This is a genomic window from Ensifer sp., from assembly GCF_031989085.1.
Classification (GTDB): Bacteria; Pseudomonadota; Alphaproteobacteria; order Rhizobiales; family Rhizobiaceae; genus Ensifer.
Genome location: NZ_DALZXU010000002.1, coordinates 939,559 through 959,417 on the forward strand (window position 1 = coordinate 939,559; position 19,859 = coordinate 959,417).

Consider the following 19,859-nt stretch of genomic DNA (forward strand, 5'->3'; position numbering starts at 1 on the left):
TCATTCCGCGGTTGGGTTGGCTCAGCGCACGATTTCGGTGGCTGCGGTCTGATCGTTTCCGGCGGATTGGCGAGCGACATCGCCCGAGATCGCCACCTTCAGGTTTTCCGTCATGAATTGCGTGCCGGCAGCCACGACGAGATCGCCGCGTTTCAGGCCGTCGAGCACGCGCACGCCGTCACTGGTGAAATCGGCGACGGTGACCGTGCGGCTCCTGACCGTCTGGCTGCCACGGTCGACGACCCAAACCGTCGTTCCGCCGTCCTTCTGCGCCAGGGCACTAAGCGGCACGGACAGGTGGCGGTCGGCGTCGGCGGCCGAAGCCAGGATCGTCGCCGTCATGCCGAGCAGGATACGCGGATCGTCGGGCAGGCTGACGCGCACCGCAAAGGTTCTGGACGGCTGTTCTGCGCTGCCGGCAACTTCGCGAACCTTGCCGTCGAGCATGAGCCCCTGATCCGACCAGAACCCGGCCTTGACCGCCATGCCCGGCTTGAAATTGGCGACATCGACTTCGGGAACCGCGATCAGCACTTCCTTCTCGCCCTCGGCAGCGACAGTGGCGACCGGCGTTCCGGAGCCGACGACCTGGCCGACATCGGCGGCGATTGAAGCGACGATGCCGCTGCGGTCGGCCATCAGCTCTGTATAGGTCACCTGGTTTTTCGCCTGGGCGAGTGCGGATGCTGCCGCATCGCGGCTGGCCATCGCCTGGCTGTGCCCAAGCGTCGCCTGATCCAGTTGCGCCTTGGAGGCGACCTTCTTGGCAAAAAGCTGTTCGGCGCGCGTGCGTACCAGCGCCGTTGTCTCGACCTGACGCTCGGCGGCCTCCAGATTTGCAGCGGCACTCTTGACCGAAAGCTCGTAGTCGGTCGCATCTATGCGCGCGATGAGGTCGCCGGATTTCACCCGGTCGCCGACATTGACCAGGCGCTCGGTGATCTTGCCGCCGACCCGGAAGCCGAGGTTCATTTCCGTGCGCGCCCTGATAACGCCCGAATAGTTCATCTGGCGCGCCTCGCCCGCATCGCCGATCTCGATGACCTTGACCGGCCGCACGACGGGCTTTGCTTCCTCGGCCTCCTCGGAGCAGGCGGCGAGCAGGAGCGAGATCGCGGCAAGAAGAACCATCGTTCCGCCGGAGGAGAAGCGGCGACGGGTTTGAACGGGCAAGGGCATTTCCGCACTCCTAAAGGTGGCATCAGCCATACCGGCCGCATGAGGGCCATCTGCAGTTCGTCAGTTTTTCAGGGCCTTGATCGCAAACTCGATCAATTGTTCGGGCGTCGCCCGGTTTGCCTTCGAAAGACATTGCGCCACCATCTGCGGGTGACAGAGGGTCACCGTGGCCGCGCCGAAACATCGGGAGGCAATATCGACATCCTGCTCGGGGAATTCTCCCGCTTCGATGCCCTCGCGGATCACGTCGGCGAAAAGGGCGTGCAGACGATCGATGTGCATGTCGATCACATGCCAGTCGCGCTCCATGGCGATGACGACCATTTCGTGCACCTTCTGATCGTCGAGCATGACCTCGACCGTCATCTGGTACTGCGCGCGCAGATACTGCCGCAGGCGCTCCGGAGCACTTATCGGCAGCCGACAAATGTCCTGCGCCATCTGGCAACTCGCATCCAGCAGCCGGCCGCAGATCGCCTGGTGGATCTCTGCCTTGGAGGCGAAAAAGCGATAGATGTTGGCTGGCGACATGCCGAGATCGCGGGCGATGTCGGCCACATTGGTTTTGGAATACCCGAAATGTCGAAACAGCCGCTCTGCCGATTCCAGGATCCGCTCGACGTTTTCCTGATGCGTGGCGGTCAGCTGGTCGATGCCGTCGTCCATGAGTTTCACTTTCGATTTACGTCTGACGAATTTCATATTTCGTCAGACGTAAATCGAAAGTCGTCAAACGTCAACCAATGAGCCGTGCCTGCCGTCTCACGAAACTGTGTTCGCCAGCGGCAACGTGCGCTCATCGTTGACTCGACACGCGGTGGTGGTTACTGCCGAATCCTTAAAGAGCGACTGCTCGAACCGAATTTCAGCACAAAGGCTTGGCATTTCATGGCTACTGGTCTCATCGCCCTGCTCGACGATATCGCTGCCATCGCCAAGATGGCGGCCGCCTCGCTGGACGACGTCGCCGCCCAGACCGCAAAGGCCGGAGCAAAGGCGGCAGGCGTGGTGATCGACGACGCCGCCGTGACCCCACGCTACGTCGTCGGACTGACGCCCGAACGCGAATTGCCGATCATCGGCCGCATCGCACTCGGCTCGCTCAAGAACAAGATCCTGTTTCTGCTGCCGGGCGCATTGCTGCTCGGCTACTTCGCCCCCTGGGCGATCAACCCACTCTTGATGTTGGGCGGCATTTTCCTCTGCTACGAAGGTGCCGAGAAGCTCTATGGCGTCTTCTTTCCGCATGCGGCCCACCAGCACGAAAACGCCGTGCTCGGACACAAGACCGACCCCGTAGCGCTCGAAAACGAAAAGGTCTCGGGCGCGGTGCGCACCGACTTCATCCTGTCGGCCGAGATCATGGCACTGACGCTGTCGTCCGTCGCCGACGCCAGCATCTACATGCAGGCCGCCGTGCTCGCCTCGGTCGGCATCGCCATCACCCTTGCCGTCTACGGCGTGGTCGCCCTGATCGTCAAAGCCGACGATGCCGGCGTCGCTTTGGCCAAGACGTCGGTCTCGGCGCTGCGCGCCCTCGGCCGCGGCCTCGTGATCGGCATGCCCGTCTTCCTGAAAATACTCGCCGGCGTCGGCACGGCCGCCATGCTCTGGGTCGGCGGCAGCATTCTGGTCCATGGCGCCGCCCAGATGGGCTATGCCGGGCCGGAACACCTTATCCACGACATCTCCGGAGCGATCGTCCAGGCGCTCGCCATTGCACCGGGCCTGATCGGCTGGATCGCCACGTCCGCACAGCAGGCGCTGCTTGCGATCGTCGTCGGCGCCATCACCATTGTCGTCATGGGCAATGTGGTCGCACCGATCTGGAGCCGCTTGAGGCCGGCGCGTCACTGACATGCCGGTGTACGGTTCCCAACTCTGGCCCGCAGGGGGCCAGAGGAATAGACTTCGTCTCGAACCGTGATCAGCCCGCGGCGAGATGGGCCTTCGACGGATCGGGGATGACGACGATGGGGCTGCCGTCGCGCACCTGGTCGTGCAGATAGACCACATCCTGGTTGAGCATGCGGATGCATCCGGACGAGACGGCCTTGCCGATCGAGCGCGCCTCGGGGCTGCCATGGATGCGGTAGAGCGTGTCCCTGCCGTCCTGGTGGATGTAGAGGGCCCGTGCTCCGAGCGGGTTTTTCAGGCCCGGCCCCATGCCACCATTCTTGATGCTGTAGGGCTCGAGCTTCGGCTGGCGTGCCACCATCTCGTCGGGCGGCGTCCAGCGCGGCCACTTGCGCTTGTAGGCGACGACCGCGCGTCCGGACCAGGCAAAGCCTTCGCGACCGACGCCGATGCCGTAGCGCATGGCGCGCTGGCCGGGCAACACGTGGTAGAGATACTTCGCCGGCGTATCGACGATGATCGTGCCCGGGCGCTCTTGCGTCGGATAATCGACCTCCTGGCGCCAGAATTTCGGATCGACCTCGGCGATATTTACGGCGGGAATGGGAAACTGCTCGTTCGGCATCGCCTGATACATCGCGGGAACCACGCCCTTTACCGGCGGCGGCGGCTCGACCACCACCGGCTTCGGCGTCGGGCGCGCCGTTGCGGCACAACCTGATAACAGGACGGCGGTTGCGCCGACGAAAAGGCTGCGGCGCGTCAGCGTTACGCCGGCGCACCGATCGGTTATGGCTGACGGCAATGGATTCGGCTGTTCTTTATCGGACATTCATCGACTCGAAGGGCTTGTTACGATGGCCCCAGAGGAAGGCGCTACCTTAAGGCTGCCTTAAGGGACGTGATAAACAACCGTTGCCGAATACAGCGTGGAGATCCGAGTGCGGGTACTGATTGTCGAAGACGATGACATTTTGCGTGACGGGCTGAAGGTCGGGCTGGCGCTTGCCGGCTTTACCACCGATGCCGTCGCCACTCGTGAGAGCGCAGATGCGGCGCTCGCGGCTGGCAGCTTCGACGCCGTGGTCCTCGACCTGATGTTGCCGGATGGCTCCGGCATCGACGTCCTGAAGAAGCTGCGCGACGGGCGCGACGATACGCCGGTACTGTTGCTGACCGCCCGCGACACGGTCGCCGATCGCGTCAGCGGGCTCGACATGGGCGCCGACGACTATCTCGGCAAGCCCTTCGATCTCGACGAGGTGGCGGCACGCTTGCGCGCGCTCGCACGCCGCTCTGCCGGTCGTTCGACGGCCCTTGTCGAATGGGCGACGATCCGGCTCGACCCTGCCCGGCAATCGGTGGAAAAAGCGGGTATCCCGGTCAGGCTCTCGCGCCGCGAATACTCGATCCTGCATGCGTTGATGTCGCAACCCGGCACCATCCTGTCCAAGGCGACGCTGGAGGACAAGCTCTACGGTTGGCAGGAAGAGGTCGAAAGCAACGCCGTCGAGGTGCATATCCACCACCTGCGCAACAAGCTCGGTCCTGGCCTGATCGAAACCGTCAGGGGCATCGGCTACCGGCTCGGCGGCGGCAACTGATGCGATCGATCCGCACCCGCCTGTTCTTCATCCTGCTCGTCACCACCGGGCTCATGTGGCTTTCGGCCACGCTGTGGATCTTCTTCAGCACCCGCGCCGAAGTCGAGCAGGTGCTCGACGCCCGGCTGATGGAGGCGGCAAAGATGGTGAGCTCGCTGGTGGTCAACCAGGAGATCGACCCGGACAGGCCGGCCCAGACGAAAGCCAGGATCCCGGTGCTCGACCACCCGCACTATGACCGGCAGCTTTCCTGCCAGATCTGGTCGCTGGACGGGACGCTGATCGGCAGGTCGGAAAGCGCGCCGGAGACGACATTGTCGGCACATGCCACCGGCCTTTCCGAAACGGTGATCAACGGCGAGACCTGGCGGGTCTATGCGGTCGAAAACGCCGAGCTCGGCGTGCGCGTGCTGGTCGGCGACAACCTGCGCATCCGCGACAGGCTGGTCAATGACGTGGTCAAGGGCCTGCTCTTTCCCGCGCTTCTGATCGTCCCGCTGCTGGCAACGCTCATCTGGCTGAGCGTCGGGCGCGGGCTGGCACCCCTCAGAAAACTCGCAGGCGACCTCGCTGCGCGTGATGCCTCCGACCTGCATCCGATCGGTCAAACCGCGGCGCCAAGCGAGATCACTCCGGTGCTTGGCGCGCTCAACGGCCTTTTCAGCCGCGTCGCCGGCGCGCGTCAGCGCGAGCAGAATTTCATTGCCTTTGCCGCCCATGAGCTGAGGACGCCGCTTGCCGGGCTGAAGACCCAGGCCCAGGTGGCACTTGCCAGCAACGATGCCGAGATCCGCGAAAAGGCGCTTGGCCAGATCGTTGCGGGCGTCGACCGCACCGGACGGCTCGTCCGGCAATTGCTCGACATCGCCTCGGTCGAAGCATCGGAAACAGCGCGGGCCACGGCCGAAGTCAACTCGGGCGAGATGCTGGCCTCGCTGAGGACCGAACTGCTCAGTCACGCCGGCCGGGCGGCCACGATCTTGATCGACCCGGACCTTCTCGCGCTCCGGGTCAGGATCAATGCGGACCTCATGCGGCTCGCCGCCCGCAACCTGATGGAAAATGCACTCCACCATTCGCCAACCGGCGGTGTTATCCGCTGTTCGCTCGACAGAAGTCGCGCATCCACGACGATAACGATCGACGATGAAGGCCCGGGGATACCGCCGGAAGAAATGCCGCATGTCACCGAGCGCTTCTTCCGCGGCCGCTTCAAGGCCGCCATCGGCAGCGGCCTCGGCCTCAGCATCGCCGAACTCGCGCTCCAGCACGCCGGCGCAACGCTGGCCCTGCAAAATCGGGCCGAGCGAGGCTTGTCCGCCCGGATCGTCATCCCGAATGACCTCATCGTTTGAGCGCTGGCGGAAAGTTCCCATCCGATAGGCCGCATGACGCTTGCCGGATGCCATGCATCGGCGCACAACCCTCGCAGGAACTCAAATCATTGCACACATCATGAGAGAGCGGTGATGGATAAGCGTATCGAAACCTTCCTTGCCGATATCGGCGACCGTGGCCCGACCCAGTTCGCGATCGTCACGAGGCTGCGCGACATCGTGCTGGCGTCCGGGCTTGGCCTTTCGGAAGAGATCAAATATGGCGGCCTGCTGTTTTCCGCCGCGCGGCCGTTTTGCGGCATATTTCCCTATTCGGCACACGTAACGCTGGAGTTCAGCGAGGGCGCAGCTCTCCCCGACCCGCATGGCGTGCTGATGGGTCAAGGCAAGGGGCGTCGGCACATCAAGATGCTGTCCCTGTCCGACATCGAGGAAAAGCATGTGGCCGCCTATGTCGAACTGGCTTTCAGAGCCGCCAGTTGACCCGGACGTTCCACGACGTCAGCGCCCCGCGGCACCCGGCATGCTGACCTTCTCGACGTAGTAACGCGGAATGCTGGCGCGCTCGCGATCACGGTAGAAGTCGATGCAGAAGTCGACGAAAGCCCTGAAGCGCTTCGAGACGTGCCGGCGGCGCGAATAGATCAGGTTGATCGCCGTTTTCGGCGACGACCATTCGGAAAGCACCGGCTGCAGCAACCCCGCCTGCCGCTCCGTCTCGACGAAGAATTCCGGCAGGTAGGCGATACCCTCGCCGGCGACCGCGAAGTACTTGATCGTCCAATAGTCGTTGGTGGTGCAGGTTGCGGCCGGAAGCAGATCGACCTCGCCGGCACCCTCGCGTGTCAGATACCAGGATTGCAACCGTGTCGGCTGGCGAAAGACAAGGCCGCGATGGCCGGCAAGCGCGTCAGGCGTCGAAGGCTGGCCATGCCGGGCGATATAGTCGGCACTGGCAAACAGGCCGTAGGAAGAGACCGAAAGCCGCCGGCTGATATAGTCGACATCAGACGGTTCGCCCCAGTGAAAGATGCCGTCGAGCGCCTGTTCGGTGACGTCGGAGAACGGCTGCCTGGAGCTCAGGAAAACCACGTCGAGATTGACTTGCGGGTATTGCTGCCGAAAGGCGTAGAGCAGCTCGGATGTGATCGTGGTGCCGAACTCGCCGGTCGAGCCGACGCGCAGCGTGCCCGCCACCTCCTGGCGCATCTCGGCCATGGCCGTTGCCGCATCCTCGCAATTCGACTGGATCAGCCGGGCATAGCGCAGGAATTCGGCTCCGGCATCGGTCACATGCAGCTGGTGCCCCTCCCGCACGAAGAGTTCGATACCGAACTCATCCTCCAGTTGGCGGATCTTGTGGCTGAGCGTCGATTTCGGCAACCGATGAAGGCGCGAAGCCGCTGAAATCGAACGGGAATCGGCAACTTTGACGAAGCAGTCGAGAAGCGAGAGGTCCATGTTTCGTCCAAAATCTTGGATGATATGTCCGAGAAATACGCCATTTCGGCCCATTGTACAAACGAAACCAAACTGGGACTATTTGTCGACGCTAAGGGAGACGTTTCAGTGAGCGATATCAGAGAATTTATCCGGGCAGCCTCGGGCACCGGCAACAAGGCCACATTGGCGATCCGCGGCGGCCGGCTGGTCAACGTCGTTTCGGAAGAGATCTACCAGGCCGACGTCGCGATCTATGGCGAGCGGATCATCGCCGTCGGCGATATCTCCGATTATATCGGGCCGGACACGAAGATCATCGATGCCACTGGCAAGTACCTGGCGCCGGGCATGATCGACGGCCATCTGCATGTCGAATGCTCGAAAATGTCGCTGACGAGCTTTGCCAAGGCGGTCGTGCCGCTCGGCACAACCTCGATCGTCACCGGCCTCGACCAGATCATCGTCGTCGGCGGGCCGTCCGCCGCACGCGAATTCCTCGACGAGGCCAGGGAGACACCGCTGAAGGTGTTCTGGGGCGCGCCGTGCAAGACCCCCTACACCATGCCGCGCTCCACCGTCGGCCATTACTTCAGCCCGGCCGACCACCAGGCCACCCATCACTGGCCGGAATGCGTCGGTATCTGGGAAACGGTGCGCGAGTTCATCCAGGAAGAAGACCCGGACGTGCTCGCAGCACTGGAGCTTGCCGAAAGGAGCCGGCTGCCGGTGCTCGGCTGCTGCCCGATGACGCGCGGCGCGCGCCTCAACGGCTACCAGCAGTCCGGCGTGCGTGCCGACCACGAAAGCTACTCGCCGGAGGAAATGCTTGAGAAGCTTCGGGCCGGAATGCACGTCGTCGTGCGCGAATCCTCGATCTCCCACTTCCTTTCCGACAACCTGCGCATCGTCACCGAAATGGGCGTGAAGGCGCTGCGCCGCATCAGCTTCTGCACCGACGACGTCGTTGCCAGCGACATCTTGAAGCGCGGCCACCTCGACAACATGGTCCGCATGGCGATCGCCATGGGCATCTCGCCGATGGCGGCGATCCAGATGGCAACGATCAACGGCGCCGATGCGCTGCGCATCGACGACAAGGTCGGTTCGATCTCGCCTGGCCGGGCGGCCGACATCCTGCTCGTCAACGACCTGCGCGAATTCCGCATCGACGCCGTCATCGCCAAGGGCGAGGAGGTCGCCCGCGACGGCCGCATGGCCATCGAACTGGTGCCGCCGCCGCGCAGCGCGGCATTGCTCACCTCGATGAAGGTCGCGCCGCTTGAACTCGACGACCTGAAACTGCGTTACGACGGCTCCGGCGACACCGCCCGTGCCATGGCGATCGCCGTCACGCCAGAGAAGATCTTCGTGCGCACCCGCCGCGATGTCACCTTGCCGGTGATAGACGGCTGCGTGCTCGCAGACCCGGCCCAGGACATCCAGTATGTCACCGTCGTCGAGCGCTACGGCAAGACGAAGAACCGTCCCGTCGCCTTCACCTCCGGCTTCGGACTGCGCGAAGGCGCGATCGCAAGTTCGACAGCACCCGACGACAACAACATCATCTGCATCGGCGCGAACCCGCAAGACATGCTGGTCGCGATCAACCACCTGATCGCCAACCATGGCGGCCAGGTGGTGGTGAAGGACGGCAAGGTCGTCTCCTTCCTGCACCTGCCGATCGGCGGCATCGTCTCCGACATCGAGCCATCGGAAATGGCGGCGCTGGAGGAGGAGCTGGACGACGCGGCGCGTGCGCTCGGTTGCACCCTGCCATGGCCGTTCATGTACATGTTCGTGCTTCAAATCACCGCGATCCCGGAATATGCCATCACCGATCTCGGGGTCGTCGATTGCGTTCAGCTGAAAGTGATCTCGCCGCTTCATGGGAATGGTGGCGAGGAAGAGCGCGCCGCAGCGGCGGAATAAAGCCTTGGAAGGGGTCGGCACTGCCGGCCCCTTCCTCATTTCAAAAAAAGGGGAACACGAATGAACTACCAACCCAAGGGCGTGGAGCCAGCCTCAGGCAGAGCGCAAGCCTCCTGGCTCGCCGGCCTGCTCGACCGCTACTTCCAGATCTCCAAATTCGGCTCGACGATCCGCACCGAGATTCTCGCCGGTCTCACGACCTTCCTTGCCGCCTCCTACGTGATCGTCGTCAACCCGTCGATCCTGTCGCATGCGGGCATTCCGTTTTCGGCCGGCGTCACGGCGACCGTGCTCGTCAGCTTCGTCGGTAGCTGCGCCATGGGGCTCTATGCCCGAAGCCCGATCCTTGTGGCACCTGGCATGGGCATCAATGCGCTGTTTGCCTATACGATGGTCGTTGGTGCCAACGTGCCGCTCGAAATCGCGCTCGGCTGCGTCTTCTGGGCCGGCGTGCTCTTCACCGTCATGGCCTTCTTCAACCTGCGCCAGACGATCATCGAGGCGATTCCGGTCGACCTGCGCTATGGCATTGCCTGCGGCATCGGCCTGTTCATCGCGCTGATCGGCTTTGAAAACGCAAAGTTCATCGTGGCCAATCCCGATACGATCGTCGGGCTGACGACCTTCAACCCCGTCACCCTCACCTTCATTGCCGGCTTCATCCTCACCGTGGCGCTCGTTGTCCGAAAGGTCCCCGGCGCCATGATGGCCGGCATGATCCTCACCACCATCCTGTCGATCCCGATCGGCCGCTGGTGGGGCGATGGCAGCGCGTTTTCGCCGGAGACACCCGACGTGCACACGCTGGTCAACTGGAGCGGCTTTTCCGCAGCACCCGACTTCAGCTTCGTCGGCCAGATCGATCTTATCGGCGCTCTCAGCCTGATCTACGTGCCGTTCATCTTCGTCTTCCTGTTCACCAACTTCATCGAGGCGCTCTCGACCTTCCTCGGTCTTGCTGAAGCGGCGGACCTGAAGGACGAGCAGGGATTGCCGCGCAACATCAAGCAGTCCATGCATGTCGACGCCGTCGCCGCACTGATATCGGCGCCGCTCGGCACCAGCCCCGCCACCGTCTATCTGGAATCGGGTGCCGGCATTGCCCAGGGCGGCCGCACCGGGCTGGTCGCCCTTGTCGCCGGCCTTCTGTTCGTGCCGTTCCTGTTCCTGTCGCCGCTCCTGTCGCTGGTTCCGGCTGTGGCGACGGCGCCGGTGCTGATCCTCACCGGCCTTTTCATGTCCGAACCGATGAGCAAGATCCGCTGGACCGACCTTGACGAGGCGATCCCTGCCTTCCTCGCCATCGTGCTGATCCCGCTGACATTCTCGATCACGCTCGGCCTGTCGCTGGCCATCATCGCCTATGTCCTGATCAAGCTGGTCTGCGGCCGGGCGGGTGATGTAAAGCCGGTGATGTGGTTCGTCGCCCTGCTCGCGGCAGCGCTCGTCGCCCAGACCCAGTAACGCCTCCCGGCGCCCCTTTCTCCAGTCGCGCGAAGGGGCGCCGATACAGTCTCCACTCGAAGGAACCTCTCATGCTTCAATCCTGGTCGAGGACCGCACCCGAGCTCGTCGACGTCGCCATGGGCCGCACACCGGCGGACCTGGTGATCCGCAACGGCAAATGGGTCAACGTCTATTCCGGCGAGATCATCCCCAATACCGACATCGCCGTCAAAGCCGGTCGCTTCGCCTATGTCGGCGCCGACGCCAGCCACACGATCGGCGAAGGCACGAAAGTCGTCGACGCTCACGGCCGCTATCTCGTGCCGGGGCTCTGCGACGCGCATATGCATGTCGAAAGCGGCCTCGTCACCGTCACCGAATTTGCCCGCGCCGTCATCCCGCATGGCACCACGACAATGTTCATCGATCCGCATGAGATCGCCAACGTGCTCGGCCTTGCCGGCGTAAAGCTGATGAACGACGAGGCGCAGAGCCTTCCGGTCAACGTCTATGTCCAGGTGCCGAGCTGCGTGCCGAGCGCGCCTGGGCTTGAGACCGCCGGCGCCGAACTCTCAGCCAAGGACGTGGCGGAGGCGCTCAGCTGGCCCAACATCATCGGGCTCGGCGAGATGATGAATTTCCCGGGCGTCGCCTTCAACGATGAAAAGATGGTGGCCGAGATCGCGGCGACCCAGGACGCCGGACTGACCGTCGGCGGGCACTATGCCTCGCCGCATCTCGGCCGCGAGTTTCACGCCTATGCTGCCGGCGGGCCTGCCGACGACCATGAGGGAACGACGGTCGAGGACGCGATCGCCCGCGTCCGGCAGGGCATGCGCGCCATGCTCCGGCTCGGTTCCGCCTGGTTCGACGTCGCCGCCCAGGTCAAGGCGATCACGGAAGCCGGCGTCGATCCGCGCAATTTCCTGCTGTGCACCGACGACAGCCACTCCGGCACGCTCGTGCACGACGGCCACATGAACCGGGTGGTGCGCCACGCGATCGCCCAAGGGCTGAAGCCGATTACCGCCATCCAGATGGCGACGCTCAACACCGCCCAGCATTTCGGCGTCGAGCGCGAACTCGGCTCGATCGCGCCGGGTCGCCGCGCCGATCTGATCATCACCTCGGATCTTGCCGCGCTGCCGATCGAGATGGTGTTTGCCCGCGGCGAACTGCTGGCGGATTCCGGCGCCCTGGTGCGGGACATCCCGCCATTCGTCTATCCGGCAAGTGCCCGCGACACGGTGCATCTCGGCAAGACGCTGAAGGCGGGCGATTTCGACATCGGTCTCAACTCCAACGAAAGCCGTGCGCGCGTGCGGGTGATCGGTGTCGTCGAGAACCAGGCCCCGACGCGGGCGCTGGAGGCCGAGCTTTCGGCTGCGGGCGGCATCATCGAGATGGACCGCGCAAACGACGTCTGCCAGATCGCGCTGGTGGAACGCCACCGCGGCACCGGCGACGTCGTCAACGCCTTCGTTTCCGGCTTCGGTTACGACAGCGACTGTGCGGTTGCCAGCACCGTCGCCCATGACAGCCACCACATGATCGTCGTCGGCACCAACAAGGACGATATGGCCAAGGCCGCCAACCGCCTGCACGAAGTCGGCGGCGGCATCGTGGTGATCAAGGACGGCAAGGAGCTTGCGCTCGTGGAACTGCCGGTGGCGGGGTTGATGTCGGACCAGCGCGCCGAGATCGTGGCCGACAAGGCCGCTGCACTCGTCGAGGCGATGCGCCTCTGCGGCTGCCGCCTGAACAACGCCTACATGCAGCATTCGCTGCTGGCGCTGGTCGTCATTCCCGAACTGCGCATCTCCGACAAGGGCCTGATCGATGTCAGGACCTTCGAGAAGGTCGACGTCGTCATCTCGTAGCGGCAAAAGGCACTCGACCGCCCGAAAAGGGCGGTCGAGACCTGGTTGTTGCAAATATGGGTGGCAGCTCAACCGTCCAGGATGATACCGACCGCGCGATCAAGCACCTCATGCAGCCCGCTGGCGTAAAAGGACATGCGGTAGCCCGAGCCGACATTGCTGGCCATCGCGATTGTCAGGCCTGATTTCGGCTCGTGCATCATCACGGTAACGTAGCCCGGAATGCTGCCCTGGTGACCATAGAGGAGCCGGCCGGCATAGCTGCTCTGGAACAGTCCAGCCCCCGTCTCGCGCATTCGGGTGCCGGGGAAGCTGACGGTAACGCGACGTTCGCTCATCTGCCCGAACATGTCGGCCGCCAGGAGCCGGCCACCATAGAGCGCCCGCATGAACGCGACCATGTCACTCGGGGTCGAGACCATGTCGCCACAGGCATAGGCCGCGGTGAACGGGAACGAATCCGATGAATCCTGCAGCGCATCGGAATAGGGCAGCACACCGTCCATGCGCCACATCTCGGCGCCGGCGGCGATGCCCGCCCCGGCGTCCGCCGCCGGCGGCGGACGGTGATAGTAGCCGCGAACCATCCGCTCCTCGGGGAAGCTTTCAGTCGACGGAGACCAGGTGTTTTCGAGCCCGAGCGGTTCGAGCACCTGCCGGCGCACATAGGTGCCGAGCGACTGGCTCGTTACCGTTTCGATCAGCATGCCGGCCAGCACATACCCGGTGTTGTTGTAGACCGCCGGGCCGCCGGACGCCGTCTGCCCACCGACCCGGAAGGCGAGATCGACCAGTTCGGCCGGCGTCCAGAGACGATCCGGCGTCATCGGGATATCGTATTCGAACTCCGGCAGGCCGCCGCGATGGTTGACGAGCTGGCGGACCGAAATGGCCGCCGCTCCCGGCAGATCCGGAAACCAGCGCGAGATCGGTGCATCGAGATCGACGGCGCCGCTTTCAGCGAGTTTCATCAGTGCGGCGACGGTGAACGTCTTGGTGCAACTGCCGATCTTGAACAGCTGCGTCGGCGAAACGGAAATCCCGCGCGCCCGATCGGAAAGCCCCGCGGTTACGGCAGCCGTCTCGCCATCGCCGCACGCAACGGCGAGGGAAGCGCCAACGGCACCATCGTTGACATAGCCTTGAAGCAGCCGGCTCAGATCGGCCATGCGCGTGCCGCCATTCGCGCCTATCCCGTCCATCCCCATCACTCCGCAATATCGACGCTGGCAAAATTCTGGCGCCCGAAGGCGTCGAGCACATAGTTCTTCACGTTGTTGCGCACCGGGATCGACACGACCGAATGGGCGATCGGCGCCACCGGCACTTGAGCCTTCAGGATCGCCTGTGCCTTGCCGTAAAGCGCAGCGCGCTCCTTGGGATCGGCGGCAACGCGCGCATCCTGAAGCAGCTTCTCGAAATCGGCATCACACCAGCGCGCCCGGTTGGAACCGCCGGCAACGCCGTCGCAGCTCAGAAGGTAGCTCAGCATGTTGTCAGGGTCGCCGTTGTCGCTGCTGCCGCCGAGCAGGAAAGCGTCGTGCTCTCCCTTGGCGGTACGGGCCAGATATTCCGCCCATTCGAAGCTGACGATCTCGGATTTGACGCCGATGGCGTTCCAGTCCGCCTGGATCATTTCCGCCATGCGGCGGGCATTCGGGTTGTAGGGCCGCGAGACCGGCATGGCCCAGAGCGCGACGGAAATGTCGCCCTCATGGCCCGCTTCCTTCAGCAACGCCTTTGCGCCTTCGGGATCGTAGTCGATGCCGGCGTCCTTGGCAGCACCGAGTTGCGCCGGCGGCACGACGCTGCCGGCAACCGTGCCTGCCCCCTGATACACCGCCTCGACGATCGCCTGGCGGTTTACGGCCTTGGCGAGCGCCAGGCGGATGCGCGCATCGTCGAGCGGCTTGTGCTCGACGTTGAAACCGAGAATGCCGATGTTCTGGCCCTCGAGATTGTAGACGGTCACGTCGGGATCGTTGCGGAGCTCGGCAACGGCGCCCGGAGGGGGCGGTGCCGCCACCTGGCACTCGTTTGCCTTCAGCCGGGTGACGCGCACCGTCGGCTCGGGCGTGATCGCAAAGACCAGGGTGTCGATCTTCGGCGCACCGTTCCAATAGTCCTTGTTGGCGGCATAGCGGATCTGGCTGTCCTGCGCATAGGCTTCGAGGACGAAGGGCCCGGTGCCGACAGGCGCCTGGTCGATCAGTTCCGGCGTGCCGGCCGCCACCATCTTCTCGGTCTGTTCCAGCGACAGGATCGAGAGATAGTCGAGAGCAATGCTCGGCAGGAACGTGACATTTGCCGACGTCAGCGTGAAGCGTACCGTGTAGTCGTCCACCTTCTCGATCTTCTCGATCAGCGGCCCCAGACCCAGCGCGCTGAAGTACTCGTAAGATGCGTTCGACAGCTTGTGATAGGGATTGTCGGCGTCGCGCTGACGGTCGAAAGTGTAGAGCACGTCGTCAGCGTTGAATTCGCGCGTCGGCGTGAACTGCGCGTTGGCATGAAACTTGACGCCATGGCGCAGATGGAAGGTGTAGACCTTGCCGTCCTCGGACACGTCCCAGCGTTCGGCCAGTGCCGGGCCAACTTCCGTCGTGCCGGGCTTGAACTCCACCAGCCGGTTGAAGATCGGCTTGGCGGCGGCGTCCATGGTGCTGTCAGCCGTTCCGATCATCGGATTGAAGGTCTCCGGGCTCGCCTCGGAGCAATAGACCAGGGTCTTGGCGTAGGCCTGGCCGCCGAAAAGGATTGTCGACGCGACGAGCGCGGTGCGCAGGATCAGATGGGTGGATTTCATGGAAAACGCTCCTGGTTGTCCTAGGTGTTGACGTCGCCGCGCGGCTCTCCCCACAGCATGGTCGACGTTTCGTTGATGGTGGCGCTCCCGGTCATTCACCGACCGGAGCAAGCGGCGCCGCTTGGGCGACTGCGATAAATCTATCGGGCGAAAGCGCGTCGAAGGTGACGCCGAGGCCCGCGACATCCTCGGGCATCCCGGCATCGCCAAGCAGCGCCGAGGCGATCCGCGCCAAAGTCAGCGACACCTGGAAGCCATAACCGCCCTGGCCGCCGAGCCAGAAGAAGCCGGGCAAACGCGGATCGAAACCGACGACGGGCGTGCGATCCGGCGCAAAGGTACGCAACCCGGCCCAGGGGCGTTGCGGGCGGCCGATGCGAAACTCCGTCGCCTGCTCGATCCGGTCGACGGCGATCGCAACGTCGAGATCGTCGGGATAAGCGTCGCAGGGGGGCGTATCCGTTTCGTCCGCCAGCGACCCGATCAACTTGCCGGCATCCGGCTTGAAATAGAAGCGCTCGTGCAAGTCGACGGCGAGCGGCCAGTTGCGCGCGTCGAGCCCCTCTGGTGGATCGAACATGAAGGCGGTGCGTCTCTTCGGAGCGAACCCGAGCCCGGGCAAACCAGCCCGTTCGGCAACAACGTCCACCCAGGCGCCAGCCGCGTTGACGACCATGTCGGCCGTGTGCGAGCCCGCCGAAGTCCTCACCAGGAAATGGCTGGTGAGGCGGGAAATCTCCAACACCTCTTCGCCCGAGATCACCGTCCCGCCGCGTGCCTTGAGCGAGGCGGCGCAGGCATGCACCATCTTGCCGGTGTCGATATCGAGCGCGCCGGGTTCATAGACGCCGCCGCAGGTGGTGTCGGCGCGGATGACCGGGATCAGGCGGTTGACTTCATCAGGCGAAAGCCGCCGCACGCTCGGCACCAGCGCCTGGTACTTTCGTGCCAGCTCGTCGACCATCCGGTCGTCGCCATGCCCGCCGAAATGCAGGGCGCCGCGCACATGCTCGGCAAAGCCGCCGTCGACGATGGCCGGTCGACTGGCGACCGAAAGCGCGCGCACCGTGGTGTTGCCGTAGGTTTCCGCAAACAGGGCCGCCGAGCGACCGCTGGCGTGATAGCCGAGATGGTCCTCGCGCTCGATGAGGGTGACAGAAGCCCATTCCTGGACGGCGGCCGCGACCGAAAGGCCGGCGATACCGCCGCCGATGACAATCACTTTGGGAGAAGAGGTTCCTGAGCGCATAGCCATTGGTAAAATCATTTTCCGATACGGTCAATATTTAGCGTATCGGAAAATTCTTGGTGGATGTTGCGAGGCGCGCGGAGTTGAACTAGCTAGTGGACTGTCGCTTGCGGGAGAAAACCATGTCGGAACAGCCAAACCTCGGCGATTGCCTGCGGAACCTGAGGAAGCACCACGGCTGGACCCTTCAGGATGTCAGCCATCTGACCGGCGTCGCCGTGTCGACGTTGTCCAAGGTCGAGAACGACCAGATGTCGCTGACCTACGACAAGCTGCTGCAGATCTGCGCCGGCCTCGGCGTGCATGTAACGGAACTGTTGAGCGGCGACAGCAAGCAGCCATCCGCCCGCACGCGGCGTTCGGTGACCTCGGCCACCACGACGTTGCGCCAACTGACCCGGAATTACGACTATCACTATCTCGCCACCGATCTCGTGCGCAAACGCATGGTGCCGATCCTTGCCCATGCCCGCGCCCGCACCCTGGAAGAGTTCGGTCCGCTGACGCGACACGCCGGCGAAGAGTTTCTGATCGTGCTCAAGGGCGAAATCGAGCTGCACACGGACCAGTACGCGCCGGTGCGGTTGAAGGCCGGCGAAAGCGTCTATATCGATTCGACGATGGGCCATGCCTATCTCTCGGTCGGTGATGGCGAAGCGGAAATGTTGTGCGTCTGCTCCGGCGACGAGCCGGACATGGAAAAGACCCTGCTTAGCATCACCGACCGCGCGCTGACGGATCGATAACGCCCCGCCCCATCGGTTGGCGGGCCAATCCTTTCCTGCACCACCCCTACTTGCTGCAGCACCTTCATGCAGCCGCTCGGCGTCTCGACCATTGCCCGACACCACACCTTCATTCGAGCGGCAAAGAACCGTCGGAGTCCACCGCCTTCCAAATCGGCATTATTGACGTCGGTGATTTCCGGGCCTATTGATAAAATCATCCGATGACTTGATGAGCAGATCATGCAACCCATCAACCGTACCAATCTTGCCGACAGCGCGGCGGAAAGCCTGCGTGCCGAAATTATCAGCGGCCGCTGGGGCGTCGGCGACCGCATCCCGAACGAAACCGTGCTGACCGAGCTGTTGTCCGTCAGCCGCGGCACGGTGCGCGAGGCCGTGCGCGTGCTGGTGTCGCAAGGCCTGCTCGATACGCGCCAGGGCTCCGGCACCTATGTTCGCTCGACGGTCGATCCGGCCGGCGCGCTCGACCGCGTCAAACGTGCGGGCTTGCGCGACCAGTGGGAGGCACGGGCCGCTCTCGATGTCGAAGCGGCGCGGCTTGCCGCAATCCGCCACACGCCGGCAGATCTCGAGCGCATGACCCGGCTTTTGAAGGCGCGCGGCACGGTAGCCGATGATGGCTTCGAGGCCTTCGGCCAGCGCGACATCGCCTTTCACAAATCGATCGTCGAAGCCTCCGGCAACCACGCCATCGTCGGGCTCTACGACTTCTTCACCGCATCGATCCTCGAAACCATTCACTCGACGCTCAAGGGCGACTTGCCGGAGCCGGACGAGGAGGCCCATGCGGCGATCGTCACGGCCATCGCCACCGGCGATCCGGACCGGGCTGCCGCCTCCGTGCGCGCCTTCATGGCGCCGGTGCTGCGCGAACTCGACAGGCTTCTTTCGCAATGAACCATACTTTTCGCGACCCCAATGCCCAGGCCCTGCAGGCCACAGCGCTCGATGGCCTCGAAGACCAGCTCATCGACGCCGAGGCCGATAGCGTGCCCGAACCTGAACCCCCGGTCATGCCGCGCGGCGCGGCGCGCTTTGTGCTGGGCGCCAGCCTGGTGCTGATCGCCTTCAACCTGCGGCCGCTGTTTTCGAGCCTCTCCGTGCTTCTGCCGGAGGTGATGCGCGACACCGGCCTTTCGACGGCAAGTGCCAGCCTCTTGACGACGCTGCCGGTGCTTTGCCTCGGCCTATTCGCACCGCTCGCGCCGAAGCTGGCGCAGCGTATTGGCGCGGAGCGCACCCTGCTCGGCGCCCTGGCGCTGCTCGCGCTCGGCACGGCCCTGCGCGGTTTCGGTCTCGTGCCCCTGCTCTTCCTGTCGACCTTTGCGGCCGGTGCCGCCATCGCCATCGGCAACGTCCTGCTTCCGGGCCTCGTCAAGCGCGACTTTGCCGACAAGGCAGCTGTTATGACCGGGCTCTACACCATGGCGCTCTGCGCCGGTGCTGCCGGGGCAGCCGGCCTGACACTGCCACTTGAGCACGGCGTTACGGGCTCCTGGTCCGGCGCGCTCGCCATCTGGGCGCTGCCTGCCTTCATCGTTCTGCTGATCTGGGCACCGCAGGCGCTCGGCAGCAAGGCGCAGGTGAGACACACCGGCTTTCGTGTCGTCGGCCTTTGGCGCGACCGGCTCGCCTGGCAGGTCACGCTGTTCATGGGCCTGCAGTCGGCGCTCGCCTATTGTATCTTCGGCTGGCTCGCTCCCATCTTGCGGGAACGCGGCTTCGACCCGGCGACGGCCGGCGCCATCGTCTCGGTCTCGATCATGACCCAGGTCGTTACCTGCCTGCTGGTTCCCTCCTTCGCCGTCAGGCGCAAGGACCAGCGGGGCATCAACGTGGCCCTCGTCGCGGCCGCGGTCATCGCCCTCATCGGTATTCTCTTTGCGCCGCCCTCGACGGTCCTCGTCTGGGCGGTCCTGCAGGGCTTCGGCCAGGGCGGGCTGATTGCGGTGGCGATGACGCTCATCGTGCTGCGCTCGCCCGATGCCCACGTCGCCGCGCATCTCTCCGGCATGGCGCAAGGGGTCGGCTATGTGCTCGCCGCCATCGGCCCGCTGCTCGTCGGGCTCATTCGCGACTGGACGGGAAGCTTCGATGCCGCCGCCATCCTGTTCGTGGCGCTTGGCCTCGCGGCCGCGTTCATGGGCTTCGGTGCCGGCCGGGCGCTGCATGTCGGCGCGCGCACGATCAAGATCGACGGCTGATCCTTATCGTCAGCCGCCAACCCCGAAGTATGATCAGGACGCCCGTTCCATTTCCGGCAGGGCTTCGAAGAGGTCGGCGACCAGGCCGTAGTCGGCGACCTGGAAGATCGGTGCCTCCTCATCCTTGTTGATGGCGACGATGACCTTCGAATCCTTCATGCCGGCGAGATGCTGGA

General features: G+C 64.1%; 17 protein-coding genes and 1 pseudogene. 10 read left to right on the forward strand and 8 right to left on the reverse strand.

From position 1 onward, the window contains the following. Positions 1-21: 21 nt before the first annotated feature. Together RTP54_RS17030 and RTP54_RS17035 are read right to left on the reverse strand one after the other, a co-directional pair. Positions 22-1,179 carry an efflux RND transporter periplasmic adaptor subunit gene (locus RTP54_RS17030; protein ID WP_409517148.1) on the reverse strand — a complete coding sequence of 386 codons (1,158 nt, stop codon included), beginning with the start codon at positions 1,177-1,179 and terminating at the stop codon, positions 22-24. A gap of 60 nt (positions 1,180-1,239) precedes the next feature. Further along, positions 1,240-1,845, reverse strand: a complete 606-nt coding sequence (locus RTP54_RS17035; protein WP_112817754.1) for a TetR family transcriptional regulator — start codon at positions 1,843-1,845, stop codon at positions 1,240-1,242. A 222-nt stretch (positions 1,846-2,067) separates the two neighbouring features. On the opposite strand from RTP54_RS17035, the gene RTP54_RS17040 reads away from it, so the two are divergent. Next, positions 2,068-3,036, forward strand: coding sequence for a DUF808 domain-containing protein (locus tag RTP54_RS17040; protein WP_312364352.1), 969 nt, complete (start codon positions 2,068-2,070; stop codon positions 3,034-3,036). Positions 3,037-3,106: 70 nt separating this feature from the next. Here RTP54_RS17040 and RTP54_RS17045 read toward each other — a convergent pair whose 3' ends face one another. Continuing rightward, complete coding sequence (locus RTP54_RS17045) at positions 3,107-3,868, reverse strand: L,D-transpeptidase (RefSeq protein ID WP_312364353.1); 762 nt, start codon at positions 3,866-3,868, stop codon at positions 3,107-3,109. A 109-nt stretch (positions 3,869-3,977) separates the two neighbouring features. Between RTP54_RS17045 and RTP54_RS17050 the strand changes: the two genes are divergently transcribed. The 3 genes from RTP54_RS17050 (at position 3,978) to RTP54_RS17060 (ending at position 6,460) form a co-directional block, all read left to right on the forward strand. Beyond that, on the forward strand, positions 3,978-4,640 hold the full coding sequence (locus tag RTP54_RS17050; protein ID WP_112807722.1) for a response regulator transcription factor: 663 nt from the start codon (positions 3,978-3,980) through the stop codon (positions 4,638-4,640). Then, on the forward strand, positions 4,640-5,995 hold the full coding sequence (locus tag RTP54_RS17055) for an ATP-binding protein (protein WP_312364354.1): 1,356 nt from the start codon (positions 4,640-4,642) through the stop codon (positions 5,993-5,995). The genes RTP54_RS17050 and RTP54_RS17055 overlap by 1 nt, the downstream gene beginning before the upstream one ends. Before the next feature lie 114 nt (positions 5,996-6,109). After that, positions 6,110-6,460, forward strand: coding sequence for a DUF1801 domain-containing protein (locus tag RTP54_RS17060; RefSeq protein ID WP_312364355.1), 351 nt, complete (start codon positions 6,110-6,112; stop codon positions 6,458-6,460). Between the two features lie 18 nt (positions 6,461-6,478). Here RTP54_RS17060 and RTP54_RS17065 read toward each other — a convergent pair whose 3' ends face one another. Next, entirely contained in the window at positions 6,479-7,438 is a 960-nt protein-coding gene (locus RTP54_RS17065; protein ID WP_112807717.1) for a LysR family transcriptional regulator, read from the reverse strand. 108 nt (positions 7,439-7,546) lie between these two features. Between RTP54_RS17065 and RTP54_RS17070 the strand changes: the two genes are divergently transcribed. From RTP54_RS17070 to ade, 3 genes are all read left to right on the forward strand, one after another. Further along, positions 7,547-9,349 (forward strand): adenine deaminase, encoded by a 1,803-nt coding sequence (locus tag RTP54_RS17070; protein ID WP_312364358.1) that lies wholly within the window; start codon positions 7,547-7,549, stop codon positions 9,347-9,349. 60 nt (positions 9,350-9,409) lie between these two features. Continuing rightward, the gene (locus tag RTP54_RS17075; RefSeq protein WP_112807713.1) at positions 9,410-10,813 is read left to right on the forward strand and encodes an NCS2 family permease; all 1,404 of its coding nucleotides are present in this window, start codon (positions 9,410-9,412) and stop codon (positions 10,811-10,813) included. 71 nt (positions 10,814-10,884) lie between these two features. Next, positions 10,885-12,675 (forward strand): adenine deaminase, encoded by a 1,791-nt coding sequence (gene ade / locus RTP54_RS17080; RefSeq protein ID WP_312364360.1) that lies wholly within the window; start codon positions 10,885-10,887, stop codon positions 12,673-12,675. Positions 12,676-12,743: 68 nt separating this feature from the next. On the opposite strand, the gene RTP54_RS17085 is transcribed toward ade, so the two are convergent. From RTP54_RS17085 to RTP54_RS17095, 3 genes are all read right to left on the reverse strand, one after another. After that, on the reverse strand, positions 12,744-13,877 hold the full coding sequence (locus RTP54_RS17085; RefSeq protein WP_312364361.1) for a serine hydrolase domain-containing protein: 1,134 nt from the start codon (positions 13,875-13,877) through the stop codon (positions 12,744-12,746). Positions 13,878-13,882: 5 nt separating this feature from the next. Beyond that, positions 13,883-15,481: an ABC transporter substrate-binding protein gene (locus RTP54_RS17090; RefSeq protein WP_312364363.1), complete on the reverse strand. Its 1,599-nt coding sequence runs from the start codon at positions 15,479-15,481 to the stop codon at positions 13,883-13,885. A 91-nt stretch (positions 15,482-15,572) separates the two neighbouring features. Beyond that, the gene (locus RTP54_RS17095) at positions 15,573-16,736 is read right to left on the reverse strand and encodes an FAD-binding oxidoreductase (RefSeq protein ID WP_312364365.1); all 1,164 of its coding nucleotides are present in this window, start codon (positions 16,734-16,736) and stop codon (positions 15,573-15,575) included. 116 nt (positions 16,737-16,852) lie between these two features. On the opposite strand from RTP54_RS17095, the gene RTP54_RS17100 reads away from it, so the two are divergent. The 3 genes from RTP54_RS17100 to RTP54_RS17110 all read left to right on the forward strand — a co-directional run bounded on the left by RTP54_RS17100 (position 16,853) and on the right by RTP54_RS17110 (position 19,683). After that, on the forward strand, positions 16,853-17,476 hold the full coding sequence (locus RTP54_RS17100) for an XRE family transcriptional regulator (protein WP_312364367.1): 624 nt from the start codon (positions 16,853-16,855) through the stop codon (positions 17,474-17,476). A 222-nt stretch (positions 17,477-17,698) separates the two neighbouring features. After that, entirely contained in the window at positions 17,699-18,376 is a 678-nt protein-coding gene (locus RTP54_RS17105; RefSeq protein WP_312364369.1) for a FadR/GntR family transcriptional regulator, read from the forward strand. Further along, on the forward strand, positions 18,373-19,683 hold the full coding sequence (locus tag RTP54_RS17110) for an MFS transporter (protein ID WP_312364371.1): 1,311 nt from the start codon (positions 18,373-18,375) through the stop codon (positions 19,681-19,683). Before RTP54_RS17105 ends, RTP54_RS17110 begins: the two co-directional genes overlap by 4 nt. Before the next feature lie 33 nt (positions 19,684-19,716). Here the strand turns inward: RTP54_RS17110 and RTP54_RS17115 are convergent. Further along, positions 19,717-19,859: pseudogene (locus RTP54_RS17115) on the reverse strand (electron transfer flavoprotein subunit alpha/FixB family protein); the annotation flags it as partial.